Origin of the sequence: Chryseobacterium sp. CCNWLW53 (assembly GCF_037083525.1) — a bacterium.
In the GTDB taxonomy this organism is placed as follows: Bacteria; Bacteroidota; Bacteroidia; order Flavobacteriales; family Weeksellaceae; genus Chryseobacterium; species Chryseobacterium lathyri.
On sequence record NZ_JBAOJR010000001.1, the window covers coordinates 810,848 to 829,131 of the forward strand.

Below are 18,284 nucleotides of genomic sequence, written 5' to 3' on the forward strand. Positions count from 1 at the left end.
ATTAAAATTTATATTCAAGCATCAGAGTGCCTCTTCTCCCCAGTGAATTCACGAATTCGCTATCACGAGCAGACCACCATGCTATGGCAGGCTGATACATTTTGTTGAACAGGTTTTCAATACCCAACGAAACTCTCCAGTTTGTATTGATTTCGTAGCTTGATTTAAAATTAAAAACAGTGTATTCCGGAACATAACCTTCTCCGTATACAAATAATCCGGTTTTTGCATTTGGCTGAAATCTGTCCTGCTCAAAGGCGTGCAGCATATCAAAACCAATTGATAGAGTTTGTATAGGTCTTGCCTGAACATAAGCAAGTATCTTAGGCGCAGAAATCCGGCTGTTATTGATTTTTGCAGAATAATCCCCATCGTCTTTAATGGAGGTAATCCCTTCCATCCAGCTGTAGCTTCCTCCGAAATTGATCCATTTTGCAGGGGTAAAGTGAAGGAACCCTTCTACACCGTAAACAATTTCCGGCGACCTCTGTATGGTTAATGCCCGGTCTGCACTCTGTACAAATGAAGCCCCCAGTTTTGAAGTGCTTACATAAGACGTAATTTCGTAGTTGACCCATTTTGAAATCTGTCCTGTAGCACCGAATTCATAATTGTTGACAATGATAGGCTTGGTTTCAAGATTTTGAATGGTTCCCTGGGTAGATGTTCTCAGAATTCTTCCCAGCTCATTGATAGAGTAGGACTGAGAGAAGCTTCCGAACAGGTTAACGAAAGGTTCAATATTGTAACGTACTCCTAAATTAGCCACTAATGCATTATATTTTAGTTTTCCACCGGTCACAAAAATGCTTGTTGTAAAAGTTCCGTCACTTTTAATAGAGGAAAGGGTATTAAAATCTCCTACTTTAACGTTCATGTTTTCGTAGCGAAGACCTCCTTTAATGGTTAATTTTTTTAATAAATCGATTTTAACCAACACAAAAGGGGCCAGGTTGGTCATATTCATATCCGGTGTCCAGTAACGCCCATCTTCAAGCTTCTGAACGGTCTGGTCATTAAGGATATCCATTCCGTACATGACTTCAGCCTGCGAATTTTGAGCGTTCCAAAGCTTTGTATCAAAGTTGAATCTGGCGCCATATTTTTTGGAAATGACATTGGACTGCCCTCCTCCGAAGAAGGTGTCGCTGTATCCGTATACTGTCTTGAAATCCTGCATATAAGCATTGAAATTCAATGAAGTAGTTCCTCCAAAAAGATTCTGGTTATCATAATTGATCCTGAAATTGTGGTTTTTTGGTGTTCCCTGAGGTGTCGTTTCGAGGTTTTTTCCTACACCTTCGCCAATGGTTGGTTTAAAGCCGTATTTTCCGGTTACGAGCCCTAAGTTAAGATCAGATCTGGAGGAATATCCAATGTAAGAAGCTTCAATTCTCTGGTCATTATTGATATTATAACCAACTTTAAGCATTCCGTTATAGTTATCCATTTTTGCAGGGCTGTAGGTTGGAGTAAGGTTTACTCCGTCGGCATCTTTCATATAGCCGGTTCTTTCATAGGCAAGAGAGAAAACATAATCAAATTTATTCACTTTTCCGGATAGCAGCTGGCTGGCTCTTATTCCTAAAGTTCCTCCATAGGTCTGGCCTGTAAAACCAACCTGGGTAAGTCCGGAAATTTTTTTATCAGATTTACTTCTTCTGGTGATATAGTTGATGATTCCGCCGTCTGCACCGTTTCCGTAGATAGAAGAGGCTCCTTTGATCACTTCAATTCTTTCAATAACAGAAGGATCGATGCTTCTGATGTCTCTTGCCCCGTTTCTTAAAGGGGTAGATTGTGGAATTCCGTCAATAAGAACAAGAACCTGACGACCTCTTAAAGTCTGGCCTGTGTTGGAGGTCTGCCCGGAGTTGGTCCCTAAGCTGGGAACCGTATACTGAAGAATGCTGGTGATATCAGAATTGACGGTAAGCTGAGACTGGATCTGCTTTTCTGCAACAATCGTTACTGAGCTTGGTATTTCTTTAATACTTTCTTTTTTTCTGGAAGCAGTCATCACAACTTCATCCACATTGTTGGTCTGCAGGCTGTCCTTAACCTGTGCAAAAACTGTTGCCGACCCTAAGCATGCGGCTGATAAAAGCGCTTTTTTCATTATATTTTCTTTCCTTGTTTCTTTTGTTTTCCCCACCATACTAAAAAGCCGGTAACGGGGAGTGATGTGCAGATGAGACCCGTAATGAACCATAAAATTTTCCCGAACAGCCCAAAATAGGATCCTGTGTGGATATCATAGTTGGCATTGGCATATTTTTCTGCATTGCTCAGTTTCTGATGAGGTTTATCTGCAAGAAGTTTCCCTGAATATTTGTCAAAGACCAATGTATTTCTCTCACTGTAGCGTCCTTCCTGTCCATATATGGTAACCGGTATGTTCTTTAATTCTTTTCCCTTTTTGTTTTTTCCGTTCAGTGGAATTCTGAAGCTGGAAGAGGTAGGATAAAGCTTTCTGGTTTCCTGAGCGGTAAGATCAAAAACGGATGTGTTTTTGATCATCAGGGAGTCCGGAGATTTGATTTCCTTTTCTTTTGGCAGCTCCAAAGAGCCCGAAAGTGTAAGATTGAAGGTGTTTTTGACGTACGGATAGGCAAAGTAAATCCCTGTAATACTCATCAGCAGGGCCAAGAATGAAGCATAAAAACCTAATACATTATGAAGATCGTAATTTTTACGTTTCCAGGTCTTCACATTTTCCCAACTGAACCAGAATCGTCCTTTTCTTGCTTTTTTGTTCTTTGGCCACCATAAAATAATTCCCGTAATCAGCATGAAGATAAACAGGACTGTAGGAATTCCTACTACATATTTTCCCCAATCTGATTTTAAAAGTAAACTCCAGTGAACGGCTTTTAAAATAGGAAAGAGGTCATATTTTTCATTATAAATTCCTGTAGTTTCTCCTGTATACTGATTAACATATACCAGTTTATTGATGAGAACTTCATCAAAATAATTCCAGGCTTTTTTGTTTTTTTCGTAATAAAGAAATTCATAAGATTTGTTTTTATCTAACTGAATTTCAATAGAGCTGACAGGGTATTTTTCATTCATTTCCAAAGAAACCTTTTCTTTAAGAACTTGAATGGAAAGAGGATTTTGGTTGATGGTTTCAGCTTTTACATAAATGGCATCTTTTCTGAGAACGTTTTGAATCTCATCTTTGAAAACATACATTGTACCTGTTAAAGCAACAATGAAAACAATGATACCAACGGACAAACCAAACCACAAATGCAGTTTGGCAGACCATTTCTTTGTAAAAGAAACTTTCTTTTTATGGTAGTGCTTTTTCTTCATAGAAAAAAGTTAACCTCCGCAAAGGCTAACTTTTAATTATTTAAAATTTATATCCGATTGATAATCTCCAGTTACGTGGAGCATTGTAGATCCATGCGTATGAGCCATCATCTGATCTATACCCGCTGTAAAGCTTTCTGTTCAGAACGTTGTTCAGCAATAGATTGACATCGAATTTTTTTGCTACATAAGAAATCCCGAAGTTGGTGTCAAAATAATCTTCAAGGCTTTGATCATACTTTGCCGTTGTTCCAAACCAGGACTGTCTCCCTCCCTGATATTGATAACCTGCTGAAATACCAAATCCTTTTAAATTGCCATGTTCAAATCTGTAGCTTAACCAGGTATTCTGTACATTTTTGGCATTTCCGGGAGACTGCTGACCTATTTTTGCTGCATCACTGTCTTTAATTGTTTTTGCATCTGTATAGGCATAATTAATAACAACATTTAATCCCTTGATAATTTCTCCTTTAATGTCAGCTTCGAAACCTCTTGCTCTTTGTTCACCGGTAGCTACTGAAAGACCACTGCCTGGACGGGCGGGATCAGATGTAAATATATTTTGTCTTCTTATATCATATACAGCAAATGTTGAATTCCATTTCCCGCCAAACCAGTCTTTTTTAATACCGATTTCAAGGTTTTGGCCTCTGAAAGGCGTGGTAAGAGGGACACCTTTAGGGTTTGTTTCTGAATATTGAATAGCCGACTGTGGAACGAAAGTCTTGTCAAAAACTCCATATGCAGAGAAATCATCACTGAAAGAGTAACTTAATCCTACTCTTGGTGTAAATTCACCAGCTGTATCTTTAGGAACTATATTTCCTTCTGAGTAGTAAGGATATCCTGCGAAAGTGGTTCCGCTTGTGTATCTTCCTGCTAATGTAAGACGAAGTTTGTTATTGAACATTTCTATCTGATCCTGTGCATAATATGAGGTATATTTTACGCCTTGGTCATTGTAGAAAGGAGCTGCGGAGTTTAAAGTATAAAAACTATCTGGCGGTAATGTAGAAGGATCTACACCATATTGAGGGTTTTGAATATTAATTGGATAAATTGCAGTCTCAACTCCATTTACAATTTTTGAATACCCTGAAAAATCTGCGTTATATTTTCTGTTCCCATAATCAAATCCAGCAATAATTTTGTGAACGATATTTCCTGTATTCAGAGTTCCTCTTAAATAAGTCTGGAATATGTGGTTTTTTCCGGCAGCCTGCCAGTTGCTTAAAGTCCTGTTAAATATGTTTTTATCAGCAGGGTCAAAAGTTCCCCACCATGAGCCACCATCATAATTCATATCCATATAGGCATACTGTGTACTCCAAACCCAGTCTTTGAATAATTTCTGATCCAGGCTTAAGAATAAACTCTGATCTTTCACTTCTGTTTTTTTGAAGTTCGGATCATTAAAATTGGTATGAACATTCAACGAAGCATAGCCGTCATTAGACATTAAATATGCTCCCGGCTGGTTGAATTTCAGATATTGATAATTATACTGAGCCGTGAATGTTGTTGTTTTTGTAGGTCTGAATGTAATAGACGGAGCGATGATTATTTTGCTTGTTTTATCATTTTCTGACCATGATTTGTTGGAGCTTCCCATTAAGTTTAAACGGTAATCCAAAACACCATCCTTCACAATAACACCGTCAAGATCAGCTTCACCTCTGAAAAGGTTGTAGCTTCCCGTTGTGAATCTTACGCTGTTGGCAAATTTTCCGGTAGGTTTTTTTGTGACTACATTGTAAAACCCGGCAGGGTCACCCATAGATCCCATGAAACCAGCAGGTCCCTTTACGAATTCTATTCTGTCGATGATAGATGCATCAGGATTAATAGGGCCCCATGTTGAAGAAACATTCATTCCGTTCATGTAAGTTGCGATACTTGCTCCCCGCATGAAAACGTTTGAGTAAACATTGTCCCAGTGTTCTACTTTTCTGGCACCACTTACGTTACGGACAATTCCTTCGGACATGTTTAAAGTGATCTGGTCGGCCAGAACCTGCCCGCTTATAGACTGTACGTTCTGTGGCAGCTCTATAAGAGGAGTCTGTAACCTTAATGATCCGGAGACTTCGTTAAGTTTATATTTTTGATAATATCTTCCGTTGACAACAACCTCTTCGATATCATTAGATTTAATAGTGTCTTTTTCCTGAGAAAAAACCAGGATAGAACCTAACAATGAGGCACAGATCAGTACATTTTTCATGAATAAGTCTAATTTTCTGCAAATATATTGTTTTTAATTGTTCTAAATAAATAATAAAATTGATATTTGTCATAAATTATTAGTTGATGAATAGCAAAACCCCGCTTCAGCACTGCTGAAGCGGGGTTTTTATAAGATTTTATTATTGAATTCTTAGGCCGGAATTTCTCCTTTGTATAAGAAAGAAATAATTTCTTTGTTCATCTTGTCTACCATTTCACTGAATAAGTGGAATGATTCCTGTTTGTAAATTACCAGTGGATCTTTCTGTTCGTAAACAGCTCCCTGTGAAGATCTTCTCAGGTCATCCATTTCACGAAGGTGAAGTTTCCAGTTTTCATCAATGATGGATAAAGTGATGTTCTTTTCAAAATCATTGATCAGGCTTTCACATTGAGTTTCGTAAGCTTCTTTAAGATCCGCAACAATAGTCATTGTCTTGTGACCATCTGTGAAAGGAACCTGGATCATTTTGAACATGGAACCCTGGTTTTGATATACGTTCTCAATGATAGGGAATGATTTCTCTTTCAGTAAGTTCAGTTTCATTTTGTAATCTTCTTGAGCTGCTTTGAAAAGAAGATCTGTTAATTCAGGAACCTGCTTGCTCTTGAAGTCATTTTCAGAAACCGGAGATTCCATAGTGAAGAACTTAATGACATCAAATTCGAAATCCTTATAGTTTCCTGTAGCTTTTCCTTTAGCAACAATTGAATTGGAAACATCGAAAATCATGTTCGTAATGTCATATTTCAGGTGATCTCCGAACAGGGCATTCTTTCTTCTTTTATAGATTACGTCACGCTGCTTGTTCATTACGTCATCATATTCAAGAAGTCTTTTTCTGATCCCGAAGTTGTTTTCTTCTACTTTCTTCTGAGCTCTTTCAATAGACTTGCTGATCATAGAATGCTGAATAACTTCACCTTCCTTATGACCCATTCTGTCCATCATTTTTGCGATTCTCTCGGAACCGAATAAACGCATCAGGTTATCTTCAAGAGATACATAGAACTGAGAACTACCAGGGTCTCCCTGACGTCCCGCTCTACCTCTAAGCTGTCTGTCTACACGTCTTGAATCATGTCTTTCCGTACCGATAATGGCTAAACCACCAGCTTCTTTTACTTCTTTGGTAAGCTTGATATCCGTACCACGACCTGCCATGTTCGTTGCAATCGTTACAACTCCCGGCTGTCCTGCTCCGGCAACGATCTCCGCTTCTTTTTTGTGAAGCTTCGCATTCAATACCTGGTGTGGAATTTTTCTTAATTGAAGCGCTTTAGAAAGTAACTGAGAGATTTCAACAGAAGTAGTACCCACAAGTACAGGTCTTTTTGCTGCTGTTAATTTTTCAATTTCCTCGATTACAGCGTTATATTTTTCACGGTTAGTTTTGAAAACTAGATCCTGTCTGTCATGTCTTAAAATAGGACGGTTGGTAGGAATTACCACAACATCTAATTTGTAGATTTCCCAAAGCTCTCCCGCCTCTGTTTCAGCAGTACCTGTCATCCCCGCAAGCTTATTGTACATACGGAAATAGTTCTGAAGCGTTACCGTTGCAAAGGTCTGCGTAGCTGCTTCAATTTTTACATTTTCTTTAGCTTCAATTGCCTGGTGGAGACCATCTGAATAACGTCTTCCCTCCATGATACGACCTGTCTGCTCGTCAACAATCTTTACTTCACCGTCAATAACTACATACTCATCATCTTTTTCGAATAATGTATAGGCTTTTAACAGCTGGCTCATCGTGTGTACACGTTCAGATTTTTCAGCGAATTCAGAGAAAAGTCTTTCTTTAGCTTCAAATTCTTCTTCTTTAGATAAATTTTTAGCCTCAACTTCTGCGATTTCTGTCCCGATATCCGGAAGAACGAAGAAATTGTTATCTTCATTTCCCTGAGACATGTATTCAACACCTTTATCCGTAAGATCTACCTGATTGTTCTTTTCTTCTATTACAAAGTAAAGATCTTTATCTACAATCGGCATATCACGGTTGTTGTCCTGCATATACTGAGCCTCAGTTTTTTGAAGCAATGCTCTGTTTCCGCTTTCCGATAAGAATTTGATTAACTGTCTGTTTTTAGGGAGACCTCTGTATGCCTGAAGCAATTTGAATCCTCCTTCTTTTGTGTTTCCTGCAGCGATTAATTTTTTCGCCTCATTAAAGATGGAGGAAACTGTTTTTTTCTGAACTTCAACAATTCTGTCGATAGAAGGTTTAAGAACATCGAATTCCTGTCTGTCTCCCTGAGGAACCGGACCTGAAATAATCAACGGTGTTCTGGCATCATCTACCAATACGGAATCTACCTCATCCACAATGGCAAAGTTCAATTCTCTTTGCACAAGTTCTGTAGGTGAAGTTACCATGTTGTCTCTCAGATAATCGAACCCGAATTCGTTATTCGTTCCGTAGGTAATATCTGAATTGTATGCTTTTCTTCTTCCGTCTGAGTTCGGCTGGTGGTTATCAATACAGTCGATAGACATTCCGTGGAACTGATAAAGAGGGCCCATCCATGCGGAGTCTCTTTTCGCAAGATAATCATTCACCGTTACTACGTGAACCCCTCTTTCAGGAAGAGCATTTAAGTAAATAGGCAATGTTCCTACCAAAGTTTTACCTTCACCGGTTGCCATTTCAGCAATTTTACCGCTGTGAAGAATAACCCCTCCGATAAACTGAACATCATAATGGACCATATCCCAAACTACAGGAGTTCCGGCTGCGTCCCATGAGCTTTTCCAGATTGCAGTATCTCCCTGAATCTCTACGAAATCTTTACCCGCAGCAGCCAATTGTCTGTCCCAATCAGTTGCTTTAACACGGATGCCTCCGTTCTGGGCCCATCTTCTTGCCGTTTCTTTTACCAGGGCAAAAGCTTCAGGAAGAACCTGAGCAAGAACTTTCTCTTCAATGTCGTATGATTCTTTCTTCAGAGATTCAATCTTTGAGAAAAGAGCTTCTTTTTCATCTACGTTAGTTGAATTTTTTACCTGCTCTTTTATTTGTTCTATCTGCGCTGTTATTTTGCTGGTTGAAGATTTTATGTTCTCTTTAAATTCAGCAGTTTTTTCTCTCAGCCCATCATCAGTTAACTGTTGAATGGCTGGTTCTACAGCTTTGATTTTTGTTACAACTTTTTTTACTTCTTTTAGGTCCTGCGCTTTTTTGTCTCCCAAAAACCCTTTAAGAACTTTGTTTAAAAAACTCATAAATTTTTTGCTTTATGCTTAAAGCAATATGCTTTAAGCGTTTTACTGACACGCTTATCGTGTGAATGTTTTATATAAAAAAGGGCAAAAAAGCTCTAAGCATGACGCTCAAAGCTTATTGCTTTCATTAATATTCGTCTTCGTTCCAAAGGAAATCCTCGTCGGTAGGATAATCACTCCAAACCTCTTCGATAGATTCATAGATTTCTCCTTCGTCTTCAATTGCCTGAAGGTTTTCAACTACTTCCATTGGTGCACCAGTTCTGATTGCATAGTCAATAAGTTCTGCTTTTGTCATTGGCCAAGGTGCGTCACTTAGGTATGAGGCTAATTCTAATGTCCAGTACATAATTTTCTGATTTTTTTGCAAAAGTATAAAATTAGCTTATATTATACGCTTTTTTATACTTGATTTTCAATTCTTTTTGATTAATTTTTGTTCATTGCCCGTCATAGGCTGCATTACAGCTGTGCCAGCAACTTATATGATGTCATTTTCTCAAAAACCATTCCACAAATTTTTTTATGCCATTTTGGAAGTCTGTGTCTGGTTTGTAGCCAATTAATGTCTTTGCTTTTGTGATATCTGCACAGGTTTTCTGGACATCTCCCGGCTGCATTGGCAGATTTTTCTTCATGGCAGAAATTCCCAGGGCGGTTTCTATTGTGCCAAGCATTTTTGATAAAGTAATCACCTCACTTTCTCCTAGGTTAATAATTTCGTAAACCCCGGAATGAGTTTCTAAATAGAGAATGGATTTTGTGATTCCGTCGATAATATCATCAATATAAGTGTAGTCTCTTGCTGTATTTCCATCACCATAGAATGGTATTTCCTGTCCTTCTGAGATCAGTTTTGTAAATTTATGGATGGCAAGATCCGGCCTCTGTCTGGGGCCGTATACGGTGAAGAACCTAAGCTGGATCATGTCTATATGATACAGATTATGGTAAACGTGTCCCAAAATTTCGCCGCTTTTTTTGGTTGCAGCATAAGGTGAAATAGGGCGGTCTACATTATCTGCTTCTGAAAACGGAGTTTTTTCATTGTTGCCATAAACGCTTGACGAAGAGGCGCATATGAATTTATTGATGTTGAATTCTTTGCAGAGTTCCCAAAGATTCATCGTTCCACGTACATTTACTTCCTCATATTCCAGAGGCCTTTCAATGGACGGACGTACTCCTGCAAGGGCTGCAAGATGAATGACAAGGTCGATTTTGTGATTTTTAAAAATAGTTTCAAGTCCCTTTTTATCACGGATATCCTGATAATATAACTGATATTTATCCGATTGTGAAAGGCTAACCAGATGTGTAATATCGGTCTCTTTGTCCGAAAACTCAAAATCCGAAATTTTATCAATAGACTCTAATGTATTTTTAATTTTTGTCTGATAATTATAGAAATTATCAAAATTGTCAACGTTTATGACAGAATGTCCATTCCTTAATAATCGTTCTATTAAGTGTGAACCTATAAAGCCGCTTCCGCCAGTTACAAGATAAATCATTTGTGGATTTTTAATAGGCAAATTTATTAATAATACTTGAATGCTGTTTTCATACTTTTGTCAGAAAGAATAATACATGATCAATTTCCGAAAACTATTTGTATTACCCAAGGAAGAAGATGAAGAATTTACATTCCAGGAAATAGAAGAAGGAATTTATTTTCGGGGACATAATTTATGGCTTCTGGTAATTTCTATGGGAATTGCATGTGTAGGCCTGAATATCAACAGTTCAGCAGCTGTTATTGGTGCGATGCTTATTTCACCGTTAATGGGGCCAATTGTAGGAATGGCCTTTGGTCTTTCTACAGGAAACAGGAGGCTTATAAGACTTGGCATTATCAATTGGGTTCTGATGATTGTTGTTGCGATGTGTTCCTCCGCACTGTATTTTTTTGTTTCCCCTTTTCATTCAGAGACTTCTCAATTGGAAAGTTTTAAGACCGCTACGATTTTTGATTGTTTCCTGGCTTTATTGGGCGGTCTGGCCTGGTTCCTCGGAATTGTAAGGAAAGAAGCTGTAAAAGTAATTGCGGGTGTTGCTGTTTCCACGGCATGTATTCCGCCTCTTTGTACAGCTGGTTTTGGAATAGCGAATGGAAATTGGGAGTATTTTTGGGGAGGCTTTTATTTTTATCTTATCAATTGCTTTTTTATAGGAGTAGGAACCTGGATATTAAGTATATTTTTAGGGTATCAAAGATATTACAGAATAAAGGATAGATCTCACAACCGTAAAATTTCTGGTTTCATCAGTTTACTTTCAATCGTTATCTTAATTCCCAGTATTCTACTTACAAAAAAGAAATGGGAAAAGGAAAAGCTAAAGGAGCGTGCAGAAAATTATATTAAAAATATTAAAGAAAACCATTCGGAGCTGGCTATTATCAGCTATGAGGCATTTAAAGAAAATGATCAGGACTTTTTGAAGATAACACTTTTGAATGACAGTGTCACGATTAGTAAAAAAAGACTGGATGCCCACAATGAGCTGGTAAAAGATATTCACTTGATTTGGCAATATTCACCAGGGGTGAGAAGTTCTGAAAATCCGGAAATGCAAAAACTTCAGAGTCAGATAACAGCGCTGAAAGAAGAAATAGACAGGATCAAATCACAGAATAAAATCAAATAAATTTAATTTTAATATATTTACGATAAACAGAACAATTATGCAGTTTCAAGGGCAAATTTTAAAAATGACGAGTTTCGATGCACAGCCAATTCAATATTATCTCAATCTTTCGGGAGACCTTATCCATATGAATGAGCTGTTCGGAAAAGAATTGAGGGTAAAACACACCGGATTTCAATGTGTTAACTGCGGAGAAAATAAACCTGTTTATAGAATGGGGTTCTGTAAAAACTGCTTCTTTGAAAGTCCTTACGCCAGTGATACAATTATACGGCCTGAGCTTTCTACTGCTCACTTGGGGGTTGCTGAACGTGACCTGGAAGTGGAAAAACAAATCCAACTGCAGCCTCATACCGTATATCTTGCTTATACCGGGGATGTAAAAGTTGGTGTAACGAGAAATAACCAGATCCCGACGAGATGGATCGATCAAGGGGCCACTTTTGCCCTTCCGATCGCCAGAACAGAGAACCGTTATGAAGCAGGAATGATAGAAGTTGCTTTAAAAGAGCATCTTCCTGATAAAACAAACTGGAAAAAAATGCTTCAGGATGATTTTGAAGGCGAAATAGACCTTGCCGATTTCCAGCAGAAGATCAGGCAGTATTTTCCTGAGGATTTCGAGAAGTTCTACAGCGAAGGAGAAAACTTATGGAAATTCGATTATCCTTTTGAAAAACCAGCTAAAATAACGTCTTTCACTCTGGATAAGAAACCTGAGTTTACCGGAAAGCTTATCGGTATCAAGGGGCAGTATTTAAGTTTTCAAGGGGGAGATTTCATAAATGTGAGAGGACATGAGGGGTATGTAATTGAGCTGGAAATAAAAAATTAATCCTTATATTTAAAATAACGAAAACCAAATCACAAATATGAATAAATGGGTTAAAAAGTTATTGATAGGCCTTGGAATTCTGTTGGTCATTCTTCTGGCTGCAAATTTCGGGTTGAATATCTGGCTTAAAACCCAGCTTCCTGAATATATAAAGAATAATACCGACTATAAGGTTTCCTATAAAAAACTGGATGTAGATCTTGGTTCAGGAAATATTTTTGTAGCAGGAATAACGGTAAACAGCAAAGATCCCCAAAATACCAACGTAATTGGGCTCCAGGGAACAATTGATACCCTAAAGATCAGCCGTTTCGGAATTTATGATGCTGTTTTCAATAAAAGAATCAGCTCATCTGACCTTCTGCTGGCGAAACCCAATTTAAATATCAGCCTTGCCCAACCTGTAGACCATAAAACGGGAAAAAAGCGAAATCCGGTTTTGTTTGAAAATATAAGGATCAATAAAGGGGTCATCAATATTTTTAAGCATACCAAACAGAAATTTCTGTCCGTGAAGGATCTAGATCTTTTTGTAGAAAACCTCCAGATGACCGAAGAGTCTGTAGAAGATAAGCTTCCGGTAGTTTTTGACCGTTATGATATCAAAGGGAGAAATTTTTTCTTTCGTCCGGATAATGTTTATGCCATTACCATCAGCAATATTGCAACGTCAAACGGACAGATGTCGGTCGGAAATTTTCGTCTGATTCCGCTGCTTTCTTTCGAACAGTTTAAAAGATTCTATCCCAAGAAACCAAAACTGTTTGAGTTTTCCATTCCAAAAATGGATTTTAAAGATGTGGTTTTAAAGAAGAACAAAATTTCGCTGGCCAATGCTGATTTTCAAAATCCGGTTCTTAATGTATATAATACCGGAATAAAACCCCAAAAGGCTGAGAGAAAAATGAATTTTGAGATCAATCTGGAAGATGTGAGACTTAACAGCCTCTCTGTATTGGTCAATAAACCTGACGGAAGCAGACTGTTTTTTGCAAAAACACTGAATGTAAAAGTCAACCAGCTGAAGTTTGATAAGGTCACTGCGGCAGAAGTGATTCCTGTTGGATATAAAGATTTCCATTTTTCAGGAAAGGATATACAGTACTCAAATCACCGGAACTTTGCCGTTGAGAGCTTTGCATTAAACCCCAAAAGCGGTGAAATCAGGAATCTGATCCTCTCTCCCGGAACAATGGCGGCAGAGAAGGGTTCTATGGATTTAAAAACCAGCCATATTGCATTCAACATTAATAAGTTTGAATTTATTGACAGAAAACTTAATCTTGATCTTAAAGATGTTCTTGTTGAGAATATAAACGGAACGATTAAGGCTGCTGAAAGCAAAGTGAAAAAGAACCATGGCCAGGGAATAATACAATCTGTAATAGTCCGGAAAATGACTCTTAAAAACTCTGATATTGTTTACGATAAAGGAATGCAGCCATTGGCATTTCATGACCTCAATGCGACTGTCAATGCCATTGAAATAGCTCGAAAACCTAATGGGCAAGGACTTTCTTTCAAAATTAGAGACTATTTCCTCACAACCCGGAACTTCGCTTATAAAACACAATTTTATAATTTAAGCGCCAGTCTTTTAAAATTAAATAAAAATAAAATTCAGATCAATAACTTTGCGATGAAGCCTCTCGTTTCAAGAGCACAGTTTATCAGAATGATACCTGTTGAGCGGGATTTGTACGACCTCAAGGCGACACAGGTAACGGCAGACGGAAGCTGGGACCTGTTTTCGGATAATAAATCCATCAATGCTTCCAATGTGACTGTTCTTGCTGCAAATGCCAATATTTTCAGAAGTAAGATTCCCAAAGATGATCCTAAAATAAAACCTTTGTATTCCAGGTTGCTAAGGTCTATAAAAATTCCAATGACCGTTAATAACCTTGACCTGAAAAATTCAGTTCTGGTCTATGAAGAAGACACTCCGGAAAGTGCAGGGCCCGGAAAACTGACGTTCAGCAGTTTTAATATGAACGTTAAAAACCTTAATTCTGCCAAAACAAAAGAAAGATCTACAAAAGTAGATATCAACATCAACTGCTCGTTTATGAACCTGGCGCCGCTTTCTGTCAATTGGGGCTTTGATGTGGCAGATCATACCGATGCATTTTCAATTTCCGGGAAAACAACCAATCTTCCTGCAGGCGGAATTAATCCGTTTATCAGACCTTACCTTCATGTCACGGCAACTTCTGGAACAATTCAGCAAATGTTATTTAATTTCAAAGGAAATCCTGCAGGAATACACGGAACATTCAACCTGAAACATAAAGATCTCAAAATTGCCGTTCTAAATAAGGATAATCATGAGAAAAAGGGTGTACTGACTGCTGTTGCCAATCTCTTTATAAGATCCGACTCCGAAAAATTTCCTGAAGCCGTTGCAGTGGAAAATGTTGAAAGAGACCCTACAAAATCATTCTTCAATCTTTTCTGGAAAGGAATTGAGCAGGGGCTGAAGAAGACTTTAATAGGTGTGAATATTGATAAAACCGAGAAAACCGTAAAAGATGCCGTTTCTTCTGTAAAAGAAGTAAAACAAACAGTAAAAGAACTGAAACAGGATATTAAAGCAAAAAAAGAAGAGCCTAAGCCACAGAAAAAGGAAAAGAAAGGCTTCCTGAAAGGAGTTTTTAAGAAAAAAGAAAAACCCGTAACTGAATAGTTCCGGGATATATCTTAAGGGATAAAGTTGTTATTTCTGGATTTAATCTTTAAGCCGCTAAAAGTTAAATTCATCACTTTCCAGAATAGGAATGTCTCTTAAAAATTTATCAAATTCTTCTCCCGGATAGTTGCTGTCTGCCCCGTAAGAGTCTATAATCATTCCTCGGTTTCCTTCATTATCCTTTACAACGTACAATACTGCGCTATCATCCGGATTGCTGTCTCCTTCAAAACGGTAAGTTTTTAAAATGGTCAGCTCTGACGGCTGGTATATTTTTTCTGAATTTTCAAATTTCATTTCGCAGGCCTCATTCATTCTGAATTCTCTGTGTATTCCTCTTCCTGCAAGAGTATTCATGACCTGGCTCAAAGTTGTCATCCTGTCGTTATTTTCTGAATTATCCATAATATTATTTTCTTAAACTACTACAATAATTAAACCATTGATTTGTCAAATTTACATAAAAAGACAATTACATCTTTGATTAAAATAATGCTGAATGTTAACAAAATTTATAATTCAAAAAAATAAAATAGGTATACTTTTTGCAATAACTACTTTAATAAATCGGACAAAATATGAAAAAAGAAGTTGGCGTTTTACTGGCAGGGGGAGTTGGTCTTTTGGCAGTATTAGGTTTTATTGGAATAAAAAAGATATTGACTAAAAAAGATAAAAAATATAGTGATACCTATTCGGATTATCACAGACATTTTGATGAAAAAAACCACGATGATGAATATCACGGAGTGGAATTTTATGCACTGAAGTAGTAAAAGAATATATTTAATTATGTTAAATCCGGCTCTGTCAAAGAGGCCGGATTTTTTGTGGATAACTTTAATGTTAAAACTTATATTTTATAAGAAATCCACTTTAATTTTACATCACAATGCAGAACGAAAAATTCATAAAAGGACAAGGAGCGCAGCGAAACGTGATCAACCGTTTCGACAGGTATACCTATGAGCCGGATGATGAAGATTTCGAAACCGTAAAAACTTCTTTTACGGAAGTTTTTCCGAAAACCATTGTGAATCAGGTGAAAAGTGAAGACCTGCCGATGGAATATTCCATGAATCCGTATCAGGGCTGCGAACACGGATGTTCCTATTGCTTTGCAAGACCCACCCATGAATATTGGGGCTATAGTGCCGGAATTGATTTTGAAAGAAAAATCATGGTAAAGAAAAATGCTCCGGAACTGTTAGAGAAATTTTTTCAGAAAAGAGGTTACAGACCAGCACCTATCCTTCTTTCCGGAAACACTGACTGCTATCAGCCTGCAGAAAGGCAGTTTGAAATCACCCGAAAACTACTTCAGGTCTGCCTGGATTACAGACATCCAGTTAATATTCTGACAAAAAATGCGCTTGTTCTGAGAGACCTGGATATTCTAAAACCTATGGCAGAGCAGAACCTGGTTTCTGTGTCACTTAGTATACCTACTATTAATGAAGAGCTTAGGCGGAAAATGGAACCGAGAACAAGCTCGGCTCCGAATAAATTGAAGGCTGTAGAGATTCTTACAGAAAACAAAATTCCCGTGCATGTCATGGTGGCACCCATTATTCCCGGGCTGAACAGTGATGAGCCGTTAAGCATTTTAAAAGCTATTTCCGATGCAGGAGCTTTAAGCTTCGGATATACGTTGGTAAGGCTCAATGATACGATAGAGCCTGTTTTTGTCAATTGGATAGAAACCCATTTCCCGGACAGGGCACAAAAGGTTTTAAATCTTATCCGATCTATGCGAGGGGGGAAACTGGGCGACAAAAGATATTTTGAAAGACAGAGAGGAGAGGGGAATATCGCTGAAATGATTCACAATACATTCAAAATCGGGAGAAAGAAATTTTTTGACGGAAGCGAATTTCCCAAACTGTCTACAGCGAATTTTACCGGAGCCAAAGATCAGCAATTGAGGCTGTTCGATTGAATTTAAAGAGTTTTTAGTAAAGTCTTTCTTAAATAAAAACCGCTCCAAAAGGAACGGTTTTCTTATTCGTTTTTGATTTTAAAATTACATAGAGTCATCCGGACATTGGAAATCATCGCTGCAAGCTGCACAGATTACAGTTCCGCTGCAATAATACATACAGAATTCCGGTTCCGGAAGCTTAATTGCTCCTGCTCCTGAGATGCTTTTTAACTGGCCTTTGTTTAGTTTTTTTAAATTTTTCATACTGTTTTAATTAAAAATTTGATATTAAAGTAAAGATAATTAAAATATTTTTAACTAAAATAAGATATGGTAGATTTTAATATTAAAAATTTGTGATATAAAAATAAAAGTCAATAATTAATCTGAAGGGTATCCTATTATCTTGGTACCCGGAATACAGATCAATTATTGACTTTTTTATATTACTTTTTGATAAGTCCTAATTCAATAAGTCTTTCATGTAAAAATTCTCCTGCAGTTGTATCTTCATACAGCTTCGGATTGTTTTCATCAATACAGTTTTCAAGAGCATTCAATGACATTTCGCTCACCGGATGCATAAAGAACGGAATAGAATATCTTGATGTTCCCCATAATTCTCTTGGAGGGTTAACCACTCTGTGAATAGTAGATTTCAATTTGTTGTTGGTATGTCTTGAGAGCATATCTCCAACATTGATCATTAATTCATCCGGTTCAGCAATCGCATCGATCCATTCTCCGTTGTGGTTTTGAACCTGAAGGCCTTTTCCCTGAGATCCCATCAGAAGAGTGATCAGGTTAATGTCTCCATGAGCAGCAGCTCTTACCGCATCATCCGGTTCCTGGGTAATTGGTGGATAGTGGATGGGTCTTAAAATAGAGTTTCCTTCAGCGATTTTATCGTCAAAATAAAACTCGTCCAGACCAAGATACAGAGCCAAAGCTCTTAATACATACTGGCCTGTTTTTTCGAGCATTTGATAGGCTTCTTTACCTACTTCATTGAATTTTGGAAGCTCATCAACGATCACGTTGTCAGGATACTCGGATTTGTATTTTGAATCATCAGACACATACTGTCCGAAATGCCAAAATTCTTTTAAATCACCTTTTTTGAAACCCTTAGCGGTTTCTTTACCGAATCCTACGTAACCTCTCTGGCCACCGATTCCTAGAATTTCATACTTCTGCTTCGTTTCTACAGGGAGTTCAAAAAAGTTTTTAACTTCTCCGTAGAGTTCATCTACTAGTTTGTCATCAAGAAAATGGCCTTTTAAGGCAACAAAACCAATTTCTTCATAAGCTTTTCCGATTTCATTTACAAATTTCTGTTTGCGTTCCGGGTTGTCCGAAAGGAAATCACGCAGGTCTACACTAGGTATTTTATCCATTTTTAGAAATTTACGAA

Annotated in this window: 14 protein-coding genes; 5 read left to right on the forward strand and 9 right to left on the reverse strand. The window is 37.7% G+C overall.

Annotation, left to right across the window (positions count from 1 at the left end; all coding sequences use genetic code 11):
* Position 1: 1 nt before the first annotated feature.
* The 6 genes from V6R96_RS03840 to V6R96_RS03865 all read right to left on the reverse strand — a co-directional run bounded on the left by V6R96_RS03840 (position 2) and on the right by V6R96_RS03865 (position 10,290).
* Positions 2–2,119, reverse strand: a complete 2,118-nt coding sequence (locus V6R96_RS03840; protein ID WP_223557821.1) for a TonB-dependent receptor — start codon at positions 2,117–2,119, stop codon at positions 2–4.
* Entirely contained in the window at positions 2,119–3,321 is a 1,203-nt protein-coding gene (locus tag V6R96_RS03845) for a PepSY-associated TM helix domain-containing protein (protein ID WP_336378057.1), read from the reverse strand. The genes V6R96_RS03840 and V6R96_RS03845 overlap by 1 nt, the downstream gene beginning before the upstream one ends.
* Before the next feature lie 40 nt (positions 3,322–3,361).
* Entirely contained in the window at positions 3,362–5,548 is a 2,187-nt protein-coding gene (locus tag V6R96_RS03850) for a TonB-dependent siderophore receptor (protein ID WP_111953763.1), read from the reverse strand.
* Positions 5,549–5,701: 153 nt separating this feature from the next.
* On the reverse strand, positions 5,702–8,776 hold the full coding sequence (gene secA, locus V6R96_RS03855; protein ID WP_336378058.1) for a preprotein translocase subunit SecA: 3,075 nt from the start codon (positions 8,774–8,776) through the stop codon (positions 5,702–5,704).
* A 127-nt stretch (positions 8,777–8,903) separates the two neighbouring features.
* The gene (locus V6R96_RS03860) at positions 8,904–9,125 is read right to left on the reverse strand and encodes a DUF2795 domain-containing protein (RefSeq protein WP_002662059.1); all 222 of its coding nucleotides are present in this window, start codon (positions 9,123–9,125) and stop codon (positions 8,904–8,906) included.
* Between the two features lie 142 nt (positions 9,126–9,267).
* Positions 9,268–10,290 carry a GDP-mannose 4,6-dehydratase gene (locus V6R96_RS03865; RefSeq protein ID WP_336378059.1) on the reverse strand — a complete coding sequence of 341 codons (1,023 nt, stop codon included), beginning with the start codon at positions 10,288–10,290 and terminating at the stop codon, positions 9,268–9,270.
* A 76-nt stretch (positions 10,291–10,366) separates the two neighbouring features.
* Between V6R96_RS03865 and V6R96_RS03870 the strand changes: the two genes are divergently transcribed.
* The 3 genes from V6R96_RS03870 to V6R96_RS03880 are packed head-to-tail and all read left to right on the forward strand — an operon-like array spanning position 10,367 to position 14,946.
* The gene (locus tag V6R96_RS03870) at positions 10,367–11,425 is read left to right on the forward strand and encodes a DUF389 domain-containing protein (protein WP_111953757.1); all 1,059 of its coding nucleotides are present in this window, start codon (positions 10,367–10,369) and stop codon (positions 11,423–11,425) included.
* Between the two features lie 37 nt (positions 11,426–11,462).
* The gene (locus V6R96_RS03875; RefSeq protein ID WP_336378060.1) at positions 11,463–12,260 is read left to right on the forward strand and encodes a DUF2797 domain-containing protein; all 798 of its coding nucleotides are present in this window, start codon (positions 11,463–11,465) and stop codon (positions 12,258–12,260) included.
* A gap of 37 nt (positions 12,261–12,297) precedes the next feature.
* Positions 12,298–14,946 carry a hypothetical protein gene (locus V6R96_RS03880; RefSeq protein ID WP_336378061.1) on the forward strand — a complete coding sequence of 883 codons (2,649 nt, stop codon included), beginning with the start codon at positions 12,298–12,300 and terminating at the stop codon, positions 14,944–14,946.
* Positions 14,947–15,003: 57 nt separating this feature from the next.
* Here the strand turns inward: V6R96_RS03880 and V6R96_RS03885 are convergent, their stop codons facing one another.
* Entirely contained in the window at positions 15,004–15,354 is a 351-nt protein-coding gene (locus tag V6R96_RS03885; RefSeq protein WP_336378062.1) for a hypothetical protein, read from the reverse strand.
* Positions 15,355–15,527: 173 nt separating this feature from the next.
* On the opposite strand from V6R96_RS03885, the gene V6R96_RS03890 reads away from it, so the two are divergent.
* Both V6R96_RS03890 and V6R96_RS03895 read left to right on the forward strand, forming a co-directional pair.
* Positions 15,528–15,722: a hypothetical protein gene (locus V6R96_RS03890; protein ID WP_111953749.1), complete on the forward strand. Its 195-nt coding sequence runs from the start codon at positions 15,528–15,530 to the stop codon at positions 15,720–15,722.
* 119 nt (positions 15,723–15,841) lie between these two features.
* Complete coding sequence (locus V6R96_RS03895; protein WP_336378063.1) at positions 15,842–16,888, forward strand: PA0069 family radical SAM protein; 1,047 nt, start codon at positions 15,842–15,844, stop codon at positions 16,886–16,888.
* A gap of 84 nt (positions 16,889–16,972) precedes the next feature.
* On the opposite strand, the gene V6R96_RS03900 is transcribed toward V6R96_RS03895, so the two are convergent.
* Both V6R96_RS03900 and V6R96_RS03905 read right to left on the reverse strand, forming a co-directional pair.
* Complete coding sequence (locus V6R96_RS03900; protein WP_167409392.1) at positions 16,973–17,134, reverse strand: bacteriocin-like protein; 162 nt, start codon at positions 17,132–17,134, stop codon at positions 16,973–16,975.
* Between the two features lie 182 nt (positions 17,135–17,316).
* Entirely contained in the window at positions 17,317–18,267 is a 951-nt protein-coding gene (locus V6R96_RS03905) for a 2-oxoglutarate and iron-dependent oxygenase domain-containing protein (RefSeq protein WP_336378064.1), read from the reverse strand.
* Between the last annotated feature and the right edge of the window lie 17 nt (positions 18,268–18,284).